17 protein-coding genes are annotated in these 17,151 nt (G+C 60.0%); 13 read left to right on the top strand and 4 right to left on the bottom strand.

What is annotated here, in order from left to right:
* Positions 1 to 283 precede the first annotated feature (283 nt).
* The 4 genes from GYN01_RS06930 (at position 284) to GYN01_RS06915 (ending at position 4,560) form a co-directional block, all read left to right on the top strand.
* Entirely contained in the window at positions 284 to 2,170 is a 1,887-nt protein-coding gene (locus GYN01_RS06930; RefSeq protein ID WP_203306765.1) for a sigma-54-dependent Fis family transcriptional regulator, read from the top strand.
* 134 nt (positions 2,171 to 2,304) lie between these two features.
* Positions 2,305 to 3,654: a UDP-N-acetylmuramate:L-alanyl-gamma-D-glutamyl-meso-diaminopimelate ligase gene (mpl, locus tag GYN01_RS06925; RefSeq protein WP_048362359.1), complete on the top strand. Its 1,350-nt coding sequence runs from the start codon at positions 2,305 to 2,307 to the stop codon at positions 3,652 to 3,654.
* A complete protein-coding gene (gene ubiX / locus GYN01_RS06920; protein ID WP_048362360.1) occupies positions 3,651 to 4,280 on the top strand; it encodes a flavin prenyltransferase UbiX in 630 nt (209 codons plus the stop codon). The genes mpl and ubiX overlap by 4 nt, the downstream gene beginning before the upstream one ends.
* On the top strand, positions 4,273 to 4,560 hold the full coding sequence (locus GYN01_RS06915; RefSeq protein WP_048362361.1) for a YceK/YidQ family lipoprotein: 288 nt from the start codon (positions 4,273 to 4,275) through the stop codon (positions 4,558 to 4,560). The genes ubiX and GYN01_RS06915 overlap by 8 nt, the downstream gene beginning before the upstream one ends.
* A 9-nt stretch (positions 4,561 to 4,569) precedes the next feature.
* Here the strand turns inward: GYN01_RS06915 and GYN01_RS06910 are convergent, their stop codons facing one another.
* Together GYN01_RS06910 and GYN01_RS06905 are read right to left on the bottom strand one after the other, a co-directional pair.
* On the bottom strand, positions 4,570 to 5,211 hold the full coding sequence (locus GYN01_RS06910; RefSeq protein ID WP_048362362.1) for a Rossmann-fold NAD(P)-binding domain-containing protein: 642 nt from the start codon (positions 5,209 to 5,211) through the stop codon (positions 4,570 to 4,572).
* A gap of 61 nt (positions 5,212 to 5,272) precedes the next feature.
* Positions 5,273 to 6,955, bottom strand: a complete 1,683-nt coding sequence (locus GYN01_RS06905) for a C13 family peptidase (protein ID WP_048362363.1) — start codon at positions 6,953 to 6,955, stop codon at positions 5,273 to 5,275.
* A gap of 170 nt (positions 6,956 to 7,125) precedes the next feature.
* Between GYN01_RS06905 and GYN01_RS06900 the strand changes: the two genes are divergently transcribed.
* Genes GYN01_RS06900 through GYN01_RS06890 form a run of 3 tightly spaced genes read left to right on the top strand, consistent with a single transcriptional unit; the run spans position 7,126 to position 8,802 of the window.
* Positions 7,126 to 7,488, top strand: coding sequence for a CidA/LrgA family protein (locus GYN01_RS06900; RefSeq protein ID WP_048362364.1), 363 nt, complete (start codon positions 7,126 to 7,128; stop codon positions 7,486 to 7,488).
* Positions 7,485 to 8,201 carry an LrgB family protein gene (locus GYN01_RS06895; protein ID WP_048362365.1) on the top strand — a complete coding sequence of 239 codons (717 nt, stop codon included), beginning with the start codon at positions 7,485 to 7,487 and terminating at the stop codon, positions 8,199 to 8,201. The genes GYN01_RS06900 and GYN01_RS06895 overlap by 4 nt, the downstream gene beginning before the upstream one ends.
* A 10-nt stretch (positions 8,202 to 8,211) precedes the next feature.
* Positions 8,212 to 8,802 (top strand): LON peptidase substrate-binding domain-containing protein, encoded by a 591-nt coding sequence (locus tag GYN01_RS06890; RefSeq protein WP_048401489.1) that lies wholly within the window; start codon positions 8,212 to 8,214, stop codon positions 8,800 to 8,802.
* Positions 8,803 to 8,903: 101 nt separating this feature from the next.
* Here GYN01_RS06890 and GYN01_RS06885 read toward each other — a convergent pair whose 3' ends face one another.
* Both GYN01_RS06885 and GYN01_RS06880 read right to left on the bottom strand, forming a co-directional pair.
* Positions 8,904 to 10,220: a bifunctional DedA family/phosphatase PAP2 family protein gene (locus GYN01_RS06885; RefSeq protein WP_203306764.1), complete on the bottom strand. Its 1,317-nt coding sequence runs from the start codon at positions 10,218 to 10,220 to the stop codon at positions 8,904 to 8,906.
* Between the two features lie 25 nt (positions 10,221 to 10,245).
* Positions 10,246 to 10,926, bottom strand: coding sequence for a DNA-3-methyladenine glycosylase (locus GYN01_RS06880; RefSeq protein ID WP_048362368.1), 681 nt, complete (start codon positions 10,924 to 10,926; stop codon positions 10,246 to 10,248).
* Positions 10,927 to 11,102: 176 nt separating this feature from the next.
* Between GYN01_RS06880 and GYN01_RS06875 the strand changes: the two genes are divergently transcribed.
* The 6 genes from GYN01_RS06875 (at position 11,103) to rodA (ending at position 17,151) form a co-directional block, all read left to right on the top strand.
* Positions 11,103 to 12,374 (top strand): glutamate-5-semialdehyde dehydrogenase, encoded by a 1,272-nt coding sequence (locus GYN01_RS06875; protein WP_203306763.1) that lies wholly within the window; start codon positions 11,103 to 11,105, stop codon positions 12,372 to 12,374.
* 25 nt (positions 12,375 to 12,399) lie between these two features.
* A complete protein-coding gene (gene nadD, locus GYN01_RS06870) occupies positions 12,400 to 13,065 on the top strand; it encodes a nicotinate-nucleotide adenylyltransferase (protein WP_162207794.1) in 666 nt (221 codons plus the stop codon).
* A gap of 71 nt (positions 13,066 to 13,136) precedes the next feature.
* Positions 13,137 to 13,631, top strand: coding sequence for a ribosome silencing factor (gene rsfS / locus GYN01_RS06865; RefSeq protein WP_048362371.1), 495 nt, complete (start codon positions 13,137 to 13,139; stop codon positions 13,629 to 13,631).
* Between the two features lie 9 nt (positions 13,632 to 13,640).
* Positions 13,641 to 14,108 carry a 23S rRNA (pseudouridine(1915)-N(3))-methyltransferase RlmH gene (rlmH, locus tag GYN01_RS06860; protein ID WP_003444191.1) on the top strand — a complete coding sequence of 156 codons (468 nt, stop codon included), beginning with the start codon at positions 13,641 to 13,643 and terminating at the stop codon, positions 14,106 to 14,108.
* 12 nt (positions 14,109 to 14,120) lie between these two features.
* A complete protein-coding gene (gene mrdA / locus GYN01_RS06855; protein WP_048401485.1) occupies positions 14,121 to 16,016 on the top strand; it encodes a penicillin-binding protein 2 in 1,896 nt (631 codons plus the stop codon).
* 31 nt (positions 16,017 to 16,047) lie between these two features.
* Positions 16,048 to 17,151, top strand: coding sequence for a rod shape-determining protein RodA (gene rodA / locus GYN01_RS06850; protein ID WP_048363005.1), 1,104 nt, complete (start codon positions 16,048 to 16,050; stop codon positions 17,149 to 17,151).

The following is a 17,151-nucleotide window of genomic DNA, read 5'->3' as shown; positions in this document are numbered from 1 at the left end:
GGAGCAAAGGTCGGGCCAAATTGTCGTGAGCGCTCTAAAGCGGAGCTTTCAGGCGTTGGAGCGAGGTGCGTCAGCGAAACGATGTGTCACGGTCGACACAGTGGCGGTGACACTTTGTGCCAAAAGCGGTACAGCGTGTGACCAGTCAGTCAGATGACGATTGCAATGCCAGCAGTGCAAGAGGATGCTGATGGCTCGGTTTGGACTGGTTCTTAGGGGTTGCTCGCGGGTCATTTTCCCCGTGCACGCTAAGACCGCCGAGACAGAGCGGAGAACAATAAAAATGCGCAGTGCAGATATCAGTCGGCACGCCCGACAAGTCATCGACGTCACCCAGGGCCATCCTCAAGGATGCGACCCGTCTATCGTTCGCTCCTGGCAACGCTGCCTAGAGGATTACCACCTCGATCCCGCGCAAAACATCGCCCCTACGGTGCTTGAACATGGGCGCATTCTTGAAGGCCGCGAGCGTCTGCAACAGGTGTTGCACATTGCCGGTCATGAAATGAACAGCCTGCATCAACAGCTTTCGGGGGCCGGTCATGCGGTGCTTTTGACCGATGCGCGGGGCGTGATTCTTAACTGTGTGACCGCACCTGCCGAGCGCAAAGTGTTTGAACACGCAGGTTTGTGGCTGGGGGCGGACTGGAGCGAGGCCCGTGAAGGCACCAATGGCATCGGCACCTGCATGGTTGAGCGCCAGGCGCTGACCATCCATCAGGACGAACACTTTCGTGGCCGTCATACCGGCCTGACCTGCTCGGCAAGCCCGGTGTTCGACCCGCAGGGCGAACTGCTGGCAGTGCTGGATGTGTCTTCGGCGCGCCATGAAGTGTCGCGCCAGAGCCAGTTTCATACGATGGCGCTGGTCAACCTCTCTGCCAAAATCATCGAAAGCAGCTACTTCCTGCATCACTTTGAAGGCCTATGGCTGCTGCGTTTTCATCTGCAAGCTCAGTCACTCGGGCTGTTTAGCGAAGGCATGCTGGCGTTTGATGGCGACGGGGTGATCTGCGCGGTGAATCAAAGCGCGCTCAACCTGCTGGGCAAAGCCCGTGACGGGCTGGTGGGGCACAACATCGATGGCCTGTTCGACAGTTCGGGCGATGAGCTGTTTGCCCGTGCGACCCCGCAAGCCAGTGCCAGTTGGCCATTGTGCACCCGTGACGGCCGTTATTTATTTGCCGCATTGCGTGGTCCGGCGCGCACGGTGCCCAGCCCTGTTCGTGTTCAGCCTGAGCCGGTGCGCGCGCAAACAAGCAGTATTTGTTTGGGCGATGACGCGTTGCAAAACGACTTTCGGCGGGCCTTGCGGGTGTTTGAGCGCGACGTGCCGTTGCTCATCAATGGCGAAACCGGCTCGGGTAAAGAAGCCTTTGCCAAGGCCGTGCACCAGGCCAGCTTGCGCACTGGGCAGCCGTTCGTAGCGCTCAACTGCGCCGCGATCCCCGAAAGCCTGATTGAAAGCGAATTGTTTGGCTACCGCGGTGGCAGCTTTACGGGCGCGCGCAAAGAAGGGATGCAAGGCAAGTTGCAGCAGGCTGACGGCGGCACCTTGTTTCTGGACGAAATCGGCGACATGCCACTGGCCATGCAAACGCGGCTGTTAAGAGTGCTGGAGGACCGCTTGGTGGTGCCGATTGGCGGTGAGCCACAAGCGGTCAACGTGCGCATCATCAGTGCGACTCACCGCAACCTGTTGGAGCGGGTGGCCGAGGGCAGTTTTCGCGAAGATCTGTTTTACCGGTTGAACGGGCTGGAAATCGCCTTGCCTGCCTTGCGTGATCGCAGTGACAAGTCGCAGTTGCTGGATTTTCTGCTGGCCGAAGAAGCAGGGCAGGAGCCGCTGGTCATCCAGCACGAGGCGCGAGACGCCTTGCTGAACTTTGCCTGGCCGGGCAACGTGCGGCAAATGCGCAACGTGCTGCGCACTTTGGCGGCGTTGTGTGAGGGTGGCGAGATCAAGCTTCAGGATCTGCCTGCCAACATGCGGACAGCGCCTGTCGGGGTGGTTGCGCCTTCAGAGCAGCCGCTGGAAGAGGCCGAGAAAATGGCCTTGCTGATGGCGCTGCAATTGCATCGCTGGCACATGACCCACACCGCGCTGCAACTGGGGGTTAGCCGCAATACGCTGTATCGCAAGCTGCGCAAACATGGGATCGAGCGTTAAGGCTGGCCCTCACTCTGACCCTCTCCCTGCATCAGAGCGCCAGGGTGAGGGTCAGGGGCTAACGTCCCCCGAATCATCAGGTGCGAAAAAAAGCCTCCTACGCTACCCTTCGCCGATGATTTACGAGGTCGACTATGCACATTCATATTCTTGGTATTTGCGGCACTTTCATGGGGTCGCTGGCGGTATTGGCCAAAGAGCTGGGCCATCACGTCACAGGCTCCGATGCGAACGTCTATCCGCCAATGAGCACCCAGTTGCAAGCTCAAGGCATTGAGTTGACTCAAGGCTACGACCCTGCCCAGCTCGACCCCGCGCCTGACCTGGTGGTCATTGGCAACGCACTGTCGCGCGGCAATCCGGCGGTCGAGTACGTACTGAACAAGGGCCTGCCTTATGTGTCTGGCCCGCAGTGGCTGGCTGACCATGTACTCCAAGGTCGCTGGGTGCTGGCCGTGGCCGGGACCCATGGCAAAACCACGACCAGCAGCATGCTGGCCTGGGTGCTTGAGCATGCGGGCATGGCGCCGGGCTTCCTGATCGGTGGTGTACCGCAAAACTTTGCGGTCTCGGCCCGTTTGGGCGACACGCCTTTTTTTGTGGTCGAGGCCGATGAGTACGACAGCGCCTTCTTCGACAAACGCTCAAAGTTTGTGCATTACCGCCCGCGTACCGCGATTTTGAACAACCTTGAGTTCGATCACGCTGATATCTTCCCGGATCTCCCCTCGATTGAGCGTCAATTCCACCATTTGGTCCGCACGATCCCGAGTGAAGGACTGGTGATTCACCCCACCACCGAACCTGCGTTGCAGCGGGTCATCGAGATGGGGTGCTGGACGCCGGTGCAAACCACGGGCGAGGGCGGTCAATGGCAGGCGCGCTTGCTCAGTGCCGACGGTTCGCGCTTTGAGGTGCTGTTTGACGGCGCCGTTCAAGGCACCGTCGAGTGGGACATGACCGGGCAGCATAACGTCGCTAACGCCTTGGCAACCTTGGCCGCTGCGCGCCATGTGGGCGTGGTGCCGAGCATGGCCATTGACGGCTTGAGTGCGTTTAAAAGTGTGAAACGGCGGATGGAAAAAGTCGCCGAGGTCAATGGCATCACACTGTATGACGACTTTGCGCATCACCCAACGGCCATTGCCACCACGCTGGACGGCCTGCGCAAACGCATTGGCGATGCGCCGCTCATCGCCGTCATCGAGCCGCGCTCCAACTCCATGAAGCTGGGCGCCCACCGCGACGGTTTGCCGGGCAGTGTGGTGCAAGCCGATCACGTGGTCTGGTATGCCCCGGCCAATCTGGGGTGGGATCTGGCGGCTACCGTCGCCTCCAGCCCCGTGTCCACACAGGTGTGCGATTCGCTGGAGGCGATCATTACGGACGTCAAAACCCACGTTAAACCGGGCGCGCATGTGGTGATCATGAGCAACGGCGGTTTCGGCGGGTTGCACGGCAAATTAGCGGATGCATTGCGATGACCGGCCCGGAACGCATCACGCTGGCCGTGACGGGCGCCTCGGGCATGCAATATGCGTTGCGCCTGCTCGATTGCCTGGTGCGCGAAGACCGCGAAGTGCATTTTTTGATCTCCAAGGCCGCGCAATTGGTGATGGCGACCGAAACCGACGTCAACCTGCCGCCTAAACCACAAGCCATGCAGACCTTTCTGACCGAATACACCGGTGCGGCAGCCGGGCAGATTCGCGTCTACGGCAAAGAAGACTGGATGTCGCCCGTGGCTTCCGGCTCTGGCGCGCCTGCTGCGATGGTGGTGGTGCCGTGCTCCACGGGCACGCTGTCGGCCATTGCCACCGGGGCTTGCAACAACTTGGTCGAGCGTGCGGCGGACGTGACCCTCAAAGAGCGGCGCCAGTTGATTCTGGTGCCGCGAGAGGCGCCGTACTCCAGCATCCATCTGGAGAACATGCTCAAGCTGTCGAACATGGGCGCCGTGATTTTACCCGCCTCGCCGGGTTTCTATCACCAGCCGCAAACCATCGATGACTTGGTCGACTTTGTAGTGGCGCGGATTCTCAATCTGCTTAACATCCCGCAGGACATGCTTCCGCGTTGGGGCGAGCACCATGTGGGCGGCGATGAGTAAAGCGCTGCTGGCCTTGCTGGCGGTGATGCACATCGGGGGCTGCGCCAGCGTGCGTACGCTGGACGCGGCCAAGCCGGGCGCGCCGGTGGTGTACGCGGGCACGCGGCTGGATTGGTATGCAATGCAGGGTGGTTGTTGTGCGCTGGACCGGTTTGGCGCGCAAGCCCCGCGCTACCCGGGGCTGGATCTACCGGCCAGCGCGTTGCTCGATACGGTGTTGTTGCCGCTGTCGGTGCTAACCGTTCTGGGCGTCGGGTTTCAGGCCAGCGGCGGGCTGTAGCCAGTGGGGTTACTTGCCCAACTTTCTCAGCTCGTCCGACTCAACCACTCGCACACCGTTTTGCTCTTCCAGTGCCAATCGCCACAGAGCACGGGCAAGCTCGCAGGCTTCAATGCCGCGGTACTTGCCGGGCACCAGCTTGGACAGTGTGGCCGCAATTTTTTCCACTGGCCGCTCTTCCAGGCGCTCACCAATCAGCACCGAGGGGCGTGCAAGGGTCAGTTGCGGCCAGCCTTGAGCGCGTAAAGATTGCTCCATCTCGCCTTTGACCCGGTTATAGAACACGGAAGATTTGGGGTCAGCCCCGATGGCGCTGACGACGATCAAGTGCCGTGCCCCCATCTCCCGCGCACGCTTGCCAAATGCCACGACCATGTCGTGATCCACAGCGCGAAACGCTTGTTCCGAGCCTGCCTGTTTGATCGTGGTGCCCAAACAGCAGAAGGCCACCTCGACCGGGCCGCTGAGCTGAGGTAAAAACACCGCAGGCTCACCCACCGGGTTGTCCAGGTGCGGGTGTTCGGCCAATGGCTTGCGCGAGGGTGCGAGCACGCGTTCGATGGTGGGCTCGTTAAGCAAACGGTCGAGCAAAAGTTCACCGGTCAGGCCGGTGGCACCAGCAAGCAAGATGTGCTTAGGCGTCAGGTACATGCGAGTTCTCCCTTAATACAGTCAGCTTAGTCACTCTGGGGGTGCATGCTGTTCAATCGGTTTAGTGCAGCGCCTGCCGGGCCTGGTGCTCGCGCAAGCGTTGCCAGCGGCTCAATACACCTTTAGGCGCCCAGATTTGTGGCTCAGAAGGCTCGAAGTTATCGGTTTTTTCGCGTTCGGCGACGTACTGCCTGGCCAGCGCGAAAGCTTTTTGCAGGTCGTCAGTCTGGTTCAGGGCTTGGGCAAACAGGGCATTGCCGAAGTAAGTGAAGTCGGCTTCTTCCGAGCAGCCAAACGACACTTTGTTGGCCTCGGACGCGGTCATGATCAAGGTTCTTTCATCCTTGAGTGCCGGTATGAAACCGCCGGAGTAGCAGGCGGAAATCACAATGACTTTGTTGCGATGCTTGAGGGGGGCAAGAGCGGCTGCCAAATCTTCGGCAGGCAGGTCGGCCAGTTCAAGGCGAGGCTGGTCCAGCACCAGTTCGTGATCGTGGGTGCCGTGGCTGGTCAGGTAAATGAAGACCAAATCTTCCGGGCCGGTGCGCTCGGCCAGGGTTTTGGCGGCGCGGTGCAGGTTTTCGCGGGTGGCCATAGGGCGATCCATCAAGTGATCGCGATGGTTGACCAGTCTGATCTGGCCGCGGCTGCCGAAACGGCTGGCGAGCATGTCGCCGACGTAGTCGGCTTCACGCAAGAACACGCTTTGCTTGCCGTCGCCCCCCAGTACCAGGCTGTACAGCTCAATGGCCGGGGTGGACTGCGGCACCGCTTTGAGGGCCTTGTCCAGTAGCTTGCCCTGGTTGATTAAACCCAGCTCCAGCGGGTCGGGCAACAGGTTGCCTTTATCGTCGCGTACCCGCAGGCCGTTGATCCAGTAGCCCTTTTCGACCGAGCCGTCGCTCAGCGTCAAGGTGCCGTAGCCCTGATAGGTGTCGTTGGCAAAGTCTCCGACGTAGGTACTGCCGTCTGCAAGGCTGAGTTCGCCCGGGCCATTAAACCGCCATTCACTGAACTGGCCGCGATAATGACTGCCGTCGATGCCAATGAACTCGCCTTTGCCAGTGAGGGCGCCATCCTTGAACTCGCCGATCCACACATCGCCGTCTGCGTTTTCGTAGCGGCCTTTGCCATTGAGCTGGTTGTCTTTGAATTCGCCTTCGTACTGATCGCCTTCGGCACTGTTGAAAATGCCGCTGCCTTCAAGTTGACCGTTCACAAAGGTGCCTGTGAACTCATTGCCGCTGGCATCGCTGCGTTTGCCCTGGCCGTGGGGTTTGCCGCGCGCGAACTGGCCCTCATATTGGCTGCCGTCATCGAGTTCAAGGTGGCCGTTGCCCCAGAACTGGTCATCTTTGAACTCGCCGCGATAACTCATGCCGCCTTCTTTAAGCGTGCCTTCACCTTCGCGCCGGCCCTGCTTGAAGCCGCCCATGTAATCGCTGTCGTGGGTGATCAGGCTGCCCTGGCCGCTGTATAAACCTTGCTCAAACGCGCCACGGTACACATCGCCATTGCTGGCGTGCCATTCGCCCTGGCCCTGGAACACCCCATTGCTGAAATTACCTGCGTACCAACTGCCATTCGGGTAGTCGATGCGACCCGGGCCTTGCAGCAACCCATTGACCACTTCACCGCGATAGCGTCCGCCATCGGGCAGGCGCGCGTCCGGCGGCAATAGCGATTCACCGTCGCCACAGGCCGTCAGCAGCAGGGTCAAAGCGAGGGGGGCAAATGGGCGCATGGCAGGATCCGCAAAGTTAGGCCACCGAGTATGCCGCAGCTAAGGAAGCCGCTCTATAGGGTCACATGAAACATCCTGAGATATTCACCGGCCGATCATGGCGTTAGCCATGCCAGCGGGCGGGGAGCGTGCCTATAATGCGCCGCAAAAAAGATCGCTGGAGATGTGAAATGTTGTTACGCGGCCTGACCTGGCTGGTGCTGTTTCAATTGCTCGGCACCGCCCTCAATCATGTGTTCATCCCCGTTTTGCCCGGCCCCATTATCGGGTTGCTGCTGCTATTGGCGTTTCTGGTGGTGCGCGGCGAAGTCTCCGAGCCGTTAAGTCAGGCCGCCAGTGGTCTGCTGCGCTACTTGCCCTTGCTGTTAGTGCCGCCCGCCGTGGGGGTGATGGTTTACGCGCGCGATATCGCGGCAGATTTTTGGGCCATTGTCGGGGCATTGGTACTGTCGCTTTTAATCTCGATGGCCTTCGTCGGTGTGTTGATGCAGCGTTTGCTCAAACGTCATCAGCACCCTGAGGAACGGTCATGACCCTGGAATGGCAAGGTGCCTGGTACGCCGTGATTCATCACCCGCTGTTTGGTATCGGCATCACTCTGGGTGCTTATCAACTGGTGCTCGCAGCGTTTGAGAAAACCCGCTGGATCTTTCTACAGCCCGTGCTGGCCTCGATGTTGTTGGTGATTGGCGTGCTGCTCAGTTGCGGCCTGAGCTACGACGAGTACCGCAATAGCACTGACATTCTGAGCATTCTGCTGGGGCCTGCCACGGTAGCGTTAGCGGTGCCGTTGTACTTGAACCTGCGGCGAATCCGGCAACTGTTTTGGCCCATCTTTACTACGCTGGTGATTGGCGGGGTATTTGCGACCGGTCTCGTGGTGCTGTTGGGCGCCTGGTTCGGGACGGAGCACAGAGTGCTGATGACGTTGGCGCCCAAGTCGGTCACTTCACCGATTGCCATGCTGGTGGCAGAGCAAATTGGCGGCGTGGCGGCGTTGGCGGCAGTGTTTGTACTGATTACCGGGGTCATTGGTGCGATCGTCGGCCCCAGCCTGCTGAGTCTGTTGCGCGTTCACAGCACCGAGGCGCGCGGCATGGCATTGGGGATGACGGCGCATGCGGTGGGCACATCGGTGGCCTTGCAAGAAAGCGAAGAGTGCGGCGCCTTTGCGGCGTTGGCGATGAGTTTAATGGGCGTGGGTACGGCGGTATTTTTACCGCTGGCCGTCAGCCTCGTGGTGTAAGGACGTAGACATGACATTGCCGTTGTTTCCCCTCAGTACCGTGCTGTTTCCGGGGTGTGTGCTGGACCTGCAAATCTTTGAAGCGCGCTACCTCGATATGATCGCCCGCTGCATGAAGCAGGGCTCCGGCTTTGGTGTGGTGTGCATTCTTGAGGGCAGCGAAGTGGGCGACGCCCCGCAAGACATCGCCCTGATCGGGTGTGAGGCACTGATCCGAGACTTCAAGCAGCAGGACAACGGGCTGCTGGGCATTCGTGTCGAAGGCGGGCGGCGCTTTCAGGTCTTGAGCACGCAGGCGCAACCCAATCAGTCATTGCTGGCCGAGATTGAATGGATGGATGAAGTTGCCGAGCAACCGCTGGGTGAAGAAGATCAAGACCTGCTGGCGTTACTCAAAGCGTTGGCAGAGCATCCCATGGTGGCGGCTCTGGAGATGAACACCGAGGTGTCGGGGCAGCAGTCACTGGGCAATCAGCTGGCGTATTTGTTGCCTTTTGCCGAAGAGGACAAGCTCGAACTGCTGCAAGTCGATGACCCGCAGCAGCGCCTTGATGGTATTCAAGTGTTGCTCGACGAGATGCAGGCTGAAGCCCTTAATTGAACCGTCGCTGTTTTGGCGTGGCTGACGGGTCATGAGAGGCTGCGTCTGAACGCAGCCCCGTACCTCGGCAGCTCCTGCAAAATGAGCTGCGTTTTTGGCTATCAATAGGCGTAGCGCAGCAGCTCTTTGGACAGGTGCCCGAGCATAAAAAAGCCGTACAGCGCGGTGCCCGCGGGCAAAATCACCCACCAGACTTTTTGCGGAACCGGGCTGAGCGGCATAAAGCGTTGGCTCAGGGCGAGTGCAAACGCATTGACTGTAATCGCCAGTAATGCGCCGGCCATGATGTCTGTTGGCCAATGAGCGCCCAGGTAAACCCGTGACATGGCGACCGTGATCGCCAGCAGGCACCCCAGCAACACCCACGTCACGCGCATGCGTTGCGGTTGCTCGCGTCCGGCCAGAATCGCCAGCGCCACAAAAAATGCAAACGCCCCCGAACTGTGCCCGCTGGGCATGCTGTAACTGGTGAGCGGGTCGACCAATACGTCAGGGCGCATCCGTGCAAAGAAGTGTTTGGTCGTGGTGTTGGTCACTGCGGTAAACAGCGTGACTCCACCGAAAAAGAACAGGGCGCGCCATTGGCGGGTTAACAGCAAAATGACGCAGACCACGGCGGCAGCCAGGAACTGGGTGCGGAAGTTGCCAATTTGCGTCACCAGGACCGCGGCCATGTCCATCGCACTGCTGCGATGTTCTTGCACCAGTGCCGAGATGCCCCGGTCCAGAGCGCTGAGGTAGGGGTAGCCGACGAACACTGCCAGCAGCAGGCTCAGGCTCAGGGCACCGATCAGCACCGTCGCCCCGGATTGGCGCCGGATGCTGGCATTGATGCTCAGGCCCAACAGCGCGGCCAGGCCGACCGCAACCATCGCGGCTTGCGGCCAGAACCCTTCGGGCAAGGGCAGGCGGATGGCGGCCCCGGTCGCCCAACCGGGCAGCAAGTACGCCACTGCCCAACCCATGCCGGCCAGCAGGCTGACACCAATAAAGCGCGGGATGGGCATGTCGCACATGCCCGCCACCATCGGCAGCATCGGGCGCAGCGGGCCGATAAAGCGGCCAATCAGCAAGCTGACAATGCCGTACTTGTGAAAGTAGCTCTCGGCGCCGTTCATCCATTGAGGATGCGTGCGTAATAGCGGTAATCGCCGAATGTTTTGGTGGAAGCGTCTGCCCAGTGCGTAAGACACCACGTCACCGAGCAGGCCGCCGAGAAAGCCCAGTAACAAGGTTTCACCCAATGACAGGGCGCCGCTGCCGGCCATGACGGCAATCGCAAACAGCAAAACGGTGCCGGGCACGATGATCCCGGCAATTGCCAGACACTCCACGCACGCCACAATAAATACCGCGAGGCCCAGCCACTGCGGGTTGGCTGTTAGCCAGCCAGTTACGCTATCGAGCCATGGGCCCATGTTTCAACTTCCTTTTGATCGTTATTTAATCGGCGGTGCAGGTGTGTTGCAGCGTCACATAGTCCCGGCCTTCAACCTGCCCGCGGCGTAGCGGGTTACGTGTGCAGTGCGCGGCATAGTCGGCATCGACAAAGCGGTACATCAGGTGCTCGTCACGTCCGCGAGGGATGCCCAAACGCGTGGTTTGAAGGATGTGCGAGGGTTGTTGTGCGACGTCATCGACGCGTAAACGTTCAAGGTCGAAACATTTTGCATCCCATTCGCGCACTTTCAGCCCCAAGGCTTTACACAGCAGCGTTTGCCCGGCGCAGAGCCTGGCCGCGGGGCGCGGATTGCCGTGTGTGTCCGGATTGTTGCGTTGCATCTGCGCCAGGCTGTCAGGGCCTGAGAGCGCGTCAACCCACGGGTACGCCGACTTGATCAGTACCGCATTGCCGGGGCCGTGGGCGCTAAAGTTCAATGAATCACCGCCGCGAGCGTAGTACATGTAAATGTGCCCGCCATCCATAAACAGCGCTTTGCGTTTTTCGGTATAGCCCAATGACGCGTGGCTGCCCTTATCGACGCAGTAATAGGCTTCGGTTTCGATAATGCGCGCGCTCAGCCACAGCCCGTTGACTCGATGGCGGATGACTTTGCCCAGCAGTTCGCGGGCGACGCGCTGGGCGTCACGGTCAAAAAATGAATCCGGCAGTACGTTCGGCATCTTCGGATCGATTAATGGATGGCTGAAAAGGGGCAGATCATAGCAAGACCTGCTTAATTGGGGCTGAACGCAGTGTATTTACAGCCCATTTCGACCATCCGCCTGCCACCGCTGTGCGTGAGGCGGCGGGACCGCTATAATCGGCCGCTTTCCTCCCTGCCAAGACCATTGAGACCATGACTGAGTCCGTTCTTGACTACATGACCCGCCTGGGTCGCGCCGCTCGCCAAGCGTCCCGTGTGATTGGCCGTGCCAGCACCGGGCAAAAAAACCGTGCCCTGCTGGCGGCTGCGGCGGCATTGGATGCTGCCCGTCCCGAACTCACCGCTGCCAACGAGCAGGATCTGGCGGCGGGGCGTGCCAATGGTCTGGAGCCCGCGATGTTGGAGCGTCTGGCGCTGACCCCTGCGCGCATCGACGGCATGATCGTCGGTTTGCGGCAGGTGGCCAGCTTGCCGGACCCGATCGGCGCGATTCGCGACATGAGCTACCGGCCTTCGGGCATTCAGGTGGGCAAAATGCGCGTGCCGCTGGGCGTGGTTGGCATTATTTATGAGTCGCGCCCCAATGTGACCATCGATGCTGCGAGCCTGTGCTTGAAGTCGGGCAACGCGACTATTTTGCGCGGTGGCTCCGAGGCCATTCATTCCAACCGTGCGATTGCCGCCTGTATCCAGCGAGGCCTGGCTGAGGCCGGTCTGCCGGCGGCAGTGGTGCAAGTGGTTGAAGTCACGGACCGTGCCGCCGTCGGTGCATTGATCACCATGCCCGAGTATGTGGACGTGATCGTGCCGCGCGGTGGCAAAGGTTTGATCGAGCGCGTGAGCCGTGACGCCCGTGTTCCGGTCATCAAGCACCTGGACGGCATCTGCCATGTATACGTGAGTGCCCAGGCGGATCTGACAAAAGCGCAGCGTATTGCGTTCAATGCCAAAACCTACCGTTATGGCATTTGCGGGGCGATGGAAACCTTGCTGGTCGATCAGGCGGTGGCGGCGCAGTTCTTGCCGGCAATGGCCGAAGAGTTTCGTGCCAAAGGCGTCGAGCTGCGCGGTTGTGAGCGCACGCAGGCACTGATTGACGTGGTGGCTGCCACTGAAGACGACTGGCACACCGAGTACCTGGACGCGATTTTGTCGATCCGTGTTGTCGACGGTCTGGACCAGGCGATTGAACACATCAATCACTACGGCTCCCATCACACCGACTCGATCGTGACCGAACACCAGGGCGACGCACGGCGTTTTATGGCCGAAGTAGACTCCAGTTCGGTGATGCTCAACACCCCAACCTGCTTCGCCGATGGATTTGAATACGGATTGGGTGCGGAGATTGGCATTTCTACTGATAAGCTGCACGCCCGCGGCCCGGTGGGTCTCGAAGGTTTGACCTGCGAGAAGTACATTGTGGTCGGTGATGGGCAGCTGCGCGGTCAGGAGCCTGCTTGAGTTGGCCGACCTTGACGCGCCAATGATGGCACCGCTGAACGACGCGTTACCCCGGCGCATTGGCGTGTTGGGTGGAACCTTCGATCCGGTGCACATCGGGCATTTGCGCGGTGGGCTGGAAGTGGCGGAAATGATGGCGCTCGACGAGCTGCGTCTGACCCCCAACGCCAGGCCACCCCACCGCGACACCCCGCAAGTGTCTGCGCACGACCGTTTGGCGATGGTTGAGTGCGCCGTCGCCGGAGTGGCTACGCTGGTGGTTGACGCCCGGGAACTGCAACGGGACAAGCCGTCCTACACAATCGACACCCTGGAACTGATGCGGGCCGAGTTGGCCGCCGACGACCAGTTGTTTTTATTGCTGGGTTGGGACGCGTTTTGCGGCCTGCCCACGTGGCATCGCTGGGAAGAGTTGCTCCAGCATTGCCATATCCTGGTGCTACAGCGCCCGGATGCCGACAGCGAACCGCCGGATGCCTTGCGCAACCTGTTGGCGGCGCGCTCGGTAAGCGACCCGCTGGCCCTGAAAGGGTCGAGCGGACAGATTGCATTCGTCTGGCAGACACCGCTCGCGGTATCCGCCACCCAGATCCGTCAACTGCTGGCCAGCGGTAAGTCGGTACGTTATCTGGTGCCCGACGCGGTCCTGGCCTACATCGATGCGCACGGGCTTTACCGTGCGTCGAACTGAAAAAGGCGTGGTTCAAGGCACGATTTGACGTGTATTGAACCCCCCGAACATACGAGCAAAACGAGTTTTATATGACCAACAAAGATGTAAGCAAAGTAAAACGCAAAGGCACATTCAAGAGCGCTCCGCTGCCAGAAAAAACCTTTAGCGCCGAGCCGCTCAAAGGCGACGAGCTAGTCAAGGTTGCTGTTGCCGCGCTGGAAGACGTCAAAGCCCAGGACATTCAGGTAATTGATGTGCGCGACAAGCACAGCATCACCGATTACATGATCATTGCCACTGGTACCTCGAACCGTCAGATCGGCGCAATGCTCGACAAAATCCGTGAAGCGGTGAAAGCCCTGGGCGTCAAGCCATTGGGTGAAGAAGGCAAGGGCGACAGCGATTGGGTTCTGCTGGACATGGACGACGTGATCGTTCACATGATGACCGCCAGCGCCCGTCAGTTCTACGACCTGGAGCGTCTGTGGGCCGGTGCCGAGCAAAGCCGTGCAGGCAGCGCTGCTCACCACAGCCCTGAAAACACCCATGAGCATTTCCTCAAGCTCAACAAAGACCAGGAATAAGGGTTCGCTGTGCGCCTGCGTTTGATCGCTGTCGGTTCGCGTATGCCCAAGTGGGTGGAAGAAGGCTGGCATGAATATGCCAAGCGTCTGCCATCCGAGCTGGCGCTCGAACTGGTAGAAATACCGCTCAATACCCGTGGCAAGAATGCCGACGTGGCCCGTTTTATCCGTCAGGAAGGCGAGGCCATGCTGGCCAAAGTCGGCCCGGGCGAGCGGATTGTCACGCTGGAAGTGCACGGTAAGCCCTGGAGTACCGAGCAACTGGCGGTCGAACTCGACCGCTGGCGCCTGGACTCGCGCACGGTCAACTTCATGGTGGGCGGGCCTGAAGGGCTGGCACCCGAAGTGTGCGCGCGTGCCGATCAACGCTGGTCGTTGTCGCCGTTGACGTTGCCACACCCGTTGGTAAGGATTCTGATTGGTGAGCAGTTGTATCGCGCCTGGACGGTTCTGTCCGGGCACCCTTATCACAAATAGTCAGCGTCCTGAATGTCTCAGCCGATTCGCCTCAAAGACCACGAGAAAGACGCACGCCTTGTGCGCAGCCGCGTCGTGGTCGGCGCCTGTGTCGTGGTGGCGCTCATTTGTGCGCTGATCGTGCGCCTGTACTACTTGCAAGTGGTGCAGTACGAGTACCACTCGACATTGTCGGAAAACAACCGGGTGCACGTGCAGCCGATTCCCCCCACCCGTGGCCTGATTTTTGACCGCAATGGGGTGGTGATCGCCGACAACCGGCCAAGCTTCAGCCTGAGCATGACCCGCGAGCGCTCCGGTGACTGGCAACAAGTGCTCGACGTGATTGTTGAGGTGTTGCAACTCACCCCGCAAGACCGCGCACTGTTTGAAAAGCGCATGAAACAGGGGCGGCGGCCGTTTGAGCCGGTGCCCATCCTGTTTGAGCTGAACGAAGAGCAGATCGCCCGCATTGCCGTTAATCAGTTCCGCCTGCCAGGGGTGGAAGTGGTTGCGCAGTTGGTGCGCCACTACCCGCAAGGCGCGCACTTTGCGCACTCGGTGGGGTACATGGGGCGGATCAACGAAAAAGAGCTTAAAACCCTCGACCCGGTCAATTACAGCGGCACCCATCACATCGGTAAAACCGGCATCGAGCGCTTCTATGAAGCCGAGCTGCACGGGCAGGTGGGTTACGAAGAAGTTGAAACCAACGCCCGTGGCCGGGTGTTGCGCGTGCTTAAACGCACCGACCCGATCCCCGGCAAAGACATCGTGCTCAGCCTCGATATCAAGTTGCAGGAAGCCGCCGAGGAGGCGCTGGCCGGGCGCCGTGGCGCAGTTGTCGCTCTGAACCCGATGACGGGCGAGGTGCTGGCAATGGTCAGTCAACCCAGTTTTGACCCCAACCTGTTTGTGACCGGCATCAGCTTCAAGGCTTACGCCGAGTTACGCGACTCCATTGATCGCCCGCTGTTTAACCGGATTTTGCGCGGCCTGTACCCGCCGGGTTCGACCATCAAGCCTGCGGTGGCGATTGCCGGTCTCGACAGCGGCGTGATCACCGGTGCCTCGCGGGTCTACGACCCCGGTTATTACCAGTTGCCCAATTACGATCACAAATACCGTAACTGGAACCGCAGCGGTGATGGCTATGTGGATTTGGACACGGCGATCATGCGTTCCAATGACACCTACTTCTACGACTTGGCCCACAAGCTGGGCATTGACCGGCTGTCGACCTATATGAACCAGTTCGGCATTGGCCAGAAAGTCTCCCTCGACATGTTTGAAGAGTCGGCGGGGCTGATGCCGTCGCGCGAGTGGAAGCGCGCCACCCGACGTCAGGCCTGGTTTCCGGGTGAAACCCTGATTTTGGGGATCGGTCAGGGCTACATGCAGTCCACGCCTTTGCAACTGGCGCAAGCCACGGCGCTGATTGCCAGCAAGGGCAAGTGGATTCGTCCGCATCTGGCCAAGACCATTGAAGGCGTACCGCCCGTGGACCCGAATCCGATGCCTGATATCGTGCTGCGCGACCCGTCCAACTGGGCCAAGGTCAGCCACGGCATGCAGCAAGTGGTGCATGGCGCACGCGGTACGGCACGGGTCGCCGGGGTTGGCGCGCAATACCTGATTGCCGGCAAAAGTGGTACTGCGCAGGTGGTGGCCATCAAGCAAGGCGAAAAATATGACCGCTCCAAGGTTCAGGAACGCCACCGCGACCACGCCTTGTTCGTCGGTTTTGCGCCGGCCAATAACCCGCAAATTACGGTCTCGGTGATGATTGAAAACGGCGAGGCGGGCAGCCGCGTCGCCTCGCCAGTGGTGCGCAAGGTCATGGATGCCTGGTTACTGGATGCAGACGGCAAGCTCAAACCTGAGTACGCCAGCCCTTCAAAGGCGGAGGTTTCGGCCAGTGATGAGTAATTTTGATCGCATGCTCTCCAGTGAGGATGTGATGCGTCGGCGTGCCTCGCTGCTTCAGCGCTTGCACATTGATGGCCCGCTGCTGATTTTGCTGCTGACCCTGGCAGCAGGCAGTTTGTTTGTGTTGTATTCGGCCAGCGGTAAAAGCTGGGACCTGCTGAGCAAGCAGGCGACCTCGTTCGGTATCGGTCTGGTGTCGATGTTTATCATTGCCCAGCTTGAACCCCGCTTTATGGCGCGCTGGGTGCCCATCGGCTACCTGGTCGGTGTGTTGTTGCTGGTGGTGGTGGACGTGATGGGCCACAACGCGATGGGCGCCACGCGCTGGATCAACATACCGGGGGTGATTCGTTTCCAGCCTTCGGAGTTCATGAAGATTTTGATGCCGGCGACCATCGCCTGGTATCTCTCCAAGCGCACCTTGCCCCCGCAGCTCAAGCACGTCGCTATCAGTTTGATGCTGATCGGCGTGCCGTTTGCGCTGATTGTGCGCCAGCCCGACCTTGGCACCGCGTTGCTGGTGCTGGCGGGCGGAGCGTTTGTGCTGTTTATGGGCGGTTTGCGCTGGCGCTGGATCCTCAGCGTATTGGCGGCCACCATCCCGGTGGCGGTGGCCATGTGGTTTTTCGTGATGCACGACTACCAGAAGCAGCGGGTACTGACCTTTCTCGACCCTGAAAGCGACCCGTTGGGCACCGGCTGGAACATCATTCAGTCCAAGGCGGCTATCGGTTCTGGCGGGGTGTTTGGCAAAGGCTGGCTGTTGGGCACCCAGTCGCATCTGGACTTTCTGCCCGAAAGCCACACCGACTTCATCATCGCGGTGATGGGCGAAGAATTCGGCCTGGTAGGGATTTGCGCATTGCTGCTGATCTACCTGCTGTTGATTGGTCGCGGCCTGGTGATTACGGCCCAGGCCCAGACGCTGTTCGGCAAATTGCTGGCCGGCAGCCTGACCATGACGTTTTTTGTTTATGTTTTCGTCAACATCGGTATGGTCAGTGGCCTGTTGCCGGTGGTGGGCGTGCCATTGCCGTTTATTAGCTACGGCGGAACTTCGCTCGTCACGCTGCTGTCAGCGTTTGGGGTTTTGATGTCGATCCACACGCATCGCAAGTGGATCGCGCAAGTTTGA

The sequence above is a fragment of the Pseudomonas weihenstephanensis genome (genome assembly GCF_016812185.1).
In the GTDB taxonomy this organism is placed as follows: Bacteria; Pseudomonadota; Gammaproteobacteria; order Pseudomonadales; family Pseudomonadaceae; genus Aquipseudomonas; species Aquipseudomonas weihenstephanensis.
Note: the sequence above shows the minus strand (reverse complement) of the source record. Positions and strands in the feature narration are given on the sequence as shown.

Coding starts and splice junctions, on each gene's coding strand:
- GYN01_RS06930 (WP_203306765.1), top strand. CDS start 284: ATGCGCAGTGCAGATATCAGTCGGCACGCCCGACAAGTCATCGACGTC.
- mpl (WP_048362359.1), top strand. CDS start 2,305: ATGCACATTCATATTCTTGGTATTTGCGGCACTTTCATGGGGTCGCTG.
- ubiX (WP_048362360.1), top strand. CDS start 3,651: ATGACCGGCCCGGAACGCATCACGCTGGCCGTGACGGGCGCCTCGGGC.
- GYN01_RS06915 (WP_048362361.1), top strand. CDS start 4,273: ATGAGTAAAGCGCTGCTGGCCTTGCTGGCGGTGATGCACATCGGGGGC.
- GYN01_RS06910 (WP_048362362.1), bottom strand. CDS start 5,211: ATGTACCTGACGCCTAAGCACATCTTGCTTGCTGGTGCCACCGGCCTG.
- GYN01_RS06905 (WP_048362363.1), bottom strand. CDS start 6,955: ATGCGCCCATTTGCCCCCCTCGCTTTGACCCTGCTGCTGACGGCCTGT.
- GYN01_RS06900 (WP_048362364.1), top strand. CDS start 7,126: ATGTTGTTACGCGGCCTGACCTGGCTGGTGCTGTTTCAATTGCTCGGC.
- GYN01_RS06895 (WP_048362365.1), top strand. CDS start 7,485: ATGACCCTGGAATGGCAAGGTGCCTGGTACGCCGTGATTCATCACCCG.
- GYN01_RS06890 (WP_048401489.1), top strand. CDS start 8,212: ATGACATTGCCGTTGTTTCCCCTCAGTACCGTGCTGTTTCCGGGGTGT.
- GYN01_RS06885 (WP_203306764.1), bottom strand. CDS start 10,220: ATGGGCCCATGGCTCGATAGCGTAACTGGCTGGCTAACAGCCAACCCG.
- GYN01_RS06880 (WP_048362368.1), bottom strand. CDS start 10,926: ATGCCGAACGTACTGCCGGATTCATTTTTTGACCGTGACGCCCAGCGC.
- GYN01_RS06875 (WP_203306763.1), top strand. CDS start 11,103: ATGACTGAGTCCGTTCTTGACTACATGACCCGCCTGGGTCGCGCCGCT.
- nadD (WP_162207794.1), top strand. CDS start 12,400: ATGGCACCGCTGAACGACGCGTTACCCCGGCGCATTGGCGTGTTGGGT.
- rsfS (WP_048362371.1), top strand. CDS start 13,137: ATGACCAACAAAGATGTAAGCAAAGTAAAACGCAAAGGCACATTCAAG.
- mrdA (WP_048401485.1), top strand. CDS start 14,121: ATGTCTCAGCCGATTCGCCTCAAAGACCACGAGAAAGACGCACGCCTT.
- rodA (WP_048363005.1), top strand. CDS start 16,048: ATGCGTCGGCGTGCCTCGCTGCTTCAGCGCTTGCACATTGATGGCCCG.